3 protein-coding genes are annotated in these 2,616 nt (G+C 74.3%); 1 reads left to right on the top strand and 2 read right to left on the bottom strand.

All coding sequences use genetic code 11. The features are described 5' to 3' along the window. Positions 1–150 precede the first annotated feature (150 nt). On the bottom strand, positions 151–708 hold the full coding sequence (locus tag M8J74_RS43985; protein WP_249841750.1) for a SigE family RNA polymerase sigma factor: 558 nt from the start codon (positions 706–708) through the stop codon (positions 151–153). A 135-nt stretch (positions 709–843) separates the two neighbouring features. Between M8J74_RS43985 and M8J74_RS43980 the strand changes: the two genes are divergently transcribed. Next, the gene (locus M8J74_RS43980) at positions 844–1,347 is read left to right on the top strand and encodes an HAD domain-containing protein (protein WP_249841749.1); all 504 of its coding nucleotides are present in this window, start codon (positions 844–846) and stop codon (positions 1,345–1,347) included. 103 nt (positions 1,348–1,450) lie between these two features. Here the strand turns inward: M8J74_RS43980 and dapD are convergent, their stop codons facing one another. Then, the gene (dapD, locus tag M8J74_RS43975) at positions 1,451–2,440 is read right to left on the bottom strand and encodes a 2,3,4,5-tetrahydropyridine-2,6-dicarboxylate N-succinyltransferase (protein WP_249841748.1); all 990 of its coding nucleotides are present in this window, start codon (positions 2,438–2,440) and stop codon (positions 1,451–1,453) included. Between the last annotated feature and the right edge of the window lie 176 nt (positions 2,441–2,616).

Raw genomic sequence — 2,616 nt, 5'->3', positions numbered from 1 at the left:
CCACGGCGGCCGTGGCCGCGGCGACGGAGGCCAGCGTGCGGGCGCGGCGGCGCCGGCGGGCGGCCAGCACCCGGTCGGCGAACCCGGCGTCCGCGGGCGGCTGTTCGGCGGCGAGTTCGCGCAGGGAGTCGCGCAGCAGTTCCTCGGCGTTCACGGACGCACCTCCACGGGCGAGCGGTCACGGGACGGCACTTCCCCGGCGTCCGGCCGGCCGAGCGCGGCCAGCTCCGGCGCGAGGGCGCGCAGCCGGGCGAGGGAGCGGTGGGTGGTGGACCGTACGGTGCCGACCGAGCAGCCGAGGATCCGGGCCACGTCGGCCTCCGGGAGGTCCTCGAAGTAGCGCAGCACCAGGACGGTGCGCTGCCGGGCGGTGAGCCGGGCGAGCGCGCCGCGCATCAGCAGGCGCAGGTCGGCGTCGGCGGCGCCGTCCCGGCCGGCCCCGGTGTCCGGCGGTTCGGCGACCGTCAGCTCCCGTCTGCGCCACTTCAGCCGCCAGCGGCTGATCTGCTGCCGGTAGAGCACCTGCCGGACGTACGCCTCCGGTTCCTCGATCCGGTGCCACCGCCCGGCCGCCTTGAGCAGCGCGTTCTGCAGCAGGTCCTCGGCGGCGTGCCGGTCGCCGCCGCTCAGCAGCACCGCCGTCTTCAGCAGCGCGGACGACCGGTGCTCCACGAACTCCCGGAAGCTGTCCTGCGCCTCGGCATCCATCGTCACGTTCGCCTTCCCCCGGGCGGACCGGCCGTCCGCCCCTGCCCCTGGTGACGCGTGCGGCCGCCGGGCGCTATGCCTGCGCTCCGGAGAATTCTCCGACGCCCTCGCCGGGATCTGCCGTACGTTGTCCGTGTGCGCCGCCCGCTGCTGTTCCTCGACGTCGACGGCCCCCTCAACCCGTGGGCGGCCCAGCCGTACGGGCGCCCCGAGGGCTACACGTCGATCGTCGTCGCCCTCCAGCCCGGCCGGGCCCTGCCGGTGTATCTGAACCCCGGGCACGGCGAGGCCCTCCTCGCCCTCGACTACGACCTGTGCTGGGCCACGACGTGGATGGACGCGGCCAACCGCTGGATCGCCCCCGTCGTCGGCCTGCCCGAGCTGCCGTACGTCGACTTCGGCGCGGGCCTGTTCGCCCTGCGCCCCGACGGGGTCCACTGGAAGACGGAGGCGATCGTGGCGTACGCCGCCGGGCGCCCGTTCGCCTGGGTGGACGACGAACAGAGCCCGGCGGACGAGGAGTACGTCGGCCGCACCCACCCGAACGCCGCCCTGCTGCACCACGTCGACCCACGCATCGGCCTGCGCGAGAAGGACTTCACGACCCTGGCGGACTTCGCGGCGGGCCTGAAGACCTGACGGCCTGCGTTCCGTCCCTCAAACACGGACGCCCTCCCGGGCCGGCGTCGGCCGCGGGAGGGCGTGTGTCCCCGGGGTGACCGGGGTCGCCGGTCGCCGGTGATCAGTTGTGGCTGTGCAGGATCTCGTTCAGGCCGCCCCAGACCGCGTTGTTCGGGCGGGCCTCGACCGTGCCGGTGACCGAGTTGCGGCGGAAGAGGATGTTGGAGGCGCCGGAGAGTTCGCGTGCCTTGACGATCTGGCCGTCGGGCATGGTGACGCGGGTGCCGGCGGTGATGTACAGGCCCGCCTCGACCACGCACTCGTCGCCGAGCGCGATGCCGACGCCGGCCTCGGCGCCGATGAGGCAGCGCTCGCCGATGGAGATGATGACGTTGCCGCCGCCGGAGAGGGTGCCCATGGTGGAGGCGCCGCCGCCGATGTCGGAGCCGTCGCCGATGACGACGCCCGCGGAGATACGGCCCTCGACCATGGAGGTGCCGAGGGTGCCGGCGTTGAAGTTGACGAAGCCCTCGTGCATGACCGTGGTGCCCTCGGCGAGGTGGGCGCCGAGGCGGACCCGGTCGGCGTCGGCGATCCGGACGCCCTTGGGGGCCACGTAGTCGGTCATGCGCGGGAACTTGTCGATCGAGGTCACCTGCAGGTGCAGGCCCTCGGCGCGGGCGTTGAGCCGCACCTTCTCGACGTCGTCGACGGCGACGGGACCGAGAGAGGTCCAGGCGACGTTGGCGAGGAAGCCGAAGATGCCCTCCAGGCTCTGGCCGTGCGGCCTGACGAGCCGGTGCGACAGAAGGTGGAGCCGCAGGTAGACGTCGTGCGCGTCGATCGGCTTCTCCTCCAGCGAGGAGATGACCGTACGGACCGCGACGACCTCGACGCCGCGCCGGGCGTCCGGGCCGATCGCCTTCGCCGCGCCCTCGCCCAGCAGTTCCACGGCCTGCTGCGCGGTCAGCCGCTCGGTCCCGGACGGACCGGGCTCGGCGGTCAGCTCGGGCGCGGGGAACCAGGTGTCGAGGACGGTGCCGTCGGCGGCGACGGTGGCGAGCCCGGCGGCCGCGGCGCCGGTGGTACGAGGAGCAGTCGTGTCGGTCATGAGGGCAACCTAACCGCCCAAGGGGCACCCAGGCCAACCAGCGTCCCCGGCATCTCAGGTGCCGGTCCCCACCCCTGCGTCGCGACGGCTGCCGCACGCTTCACCGCCGGGGCCCGCGCCTGCCAGGCCGGACCGCGGGGGCGCAGCGCGAGCCGCCGGGCGAACCCCACGGCCTG

The sequence above is a fragment of the Streptomyces panaciradicis genome (assembly GCF_023516615.1).
Taxonomy (GTDB): Bacteria; Actinomycetota; Actinomycetes; order Streptomycetales; family Streptomycetaceae; genus Streptomyces; species Streptomyces panaciradicis.
This window is presented reverse-complemented; position numbering and strand designations above follow the sequence as displayed.

Bases quoted from the DNA above. Each gene is read 5' to 3' on its own strand.
- M8J74_RS43985 (WP_249841750.1), bottom strand. From the start codon at position 708: ATGGATGCCGAGGCGCAGGACAGCTTCCGGGAGTTCGTGGAGCACCGG.
- dapD (WP_249841748.1), bottom strand. From the start codon at position 2,440: ATGACCGACACGACTGCTCCTCGTACCACCGGCGCCGCGGCCGCCGGG.